This window comes from Microbulbifer okhotskensis (assembly GCF_023895975.1).
Lineage (GTDB): Bacteria > Pseudomonadota > Gammaproteobacteria > Pseudomonadales > Cellvibrionaceae > Microbulbifer > Microbulbifer okhotskensis.
Genome location: NZ_JALBWM010000593.1, coordinates 1 through 211 on the forward strand (window position 1 = coordinate 1; position 211 = coordinate 211).

Annotated in this window: 1 protein-coding gene; it reads right to left on the reverse strand. The window is 61.6% G+C overall.

The window, feature by feature from the left end:
- Positions 1-165, reverse strand: a 165-nt coding sequence (locus MO867_RS24310; protein ID WP_373565942.1) for a DUF938 domain-containing protein, incomplete at its 3' end; no start/stop codon positions are given.
- Between the last annotated feature and the right edge of the window lie 46 nt (positions 166-211).

Here is a 211-nt window from a genome sequence, read left to right on the forward strand (position 1 = left end):
CTGCCAGCGCAGCTGGGGCAGCGTCGCGGCAAAGTGTATGACGTGCTGGCCCGAGCCGCTGCCGATCTCCAGCAGGGTGCCTGTCGTTGGCAGCAGCGGCGCCAGTTGTTCCAGAATCACCGCCTGATTGCGGGCGCAGGCTTCGCTGTAGTTAAGCCAGTTCACGGCGGTTCCTGGGTGGGTTAGAAAGACAGGTCAATAGAGAAAGGTT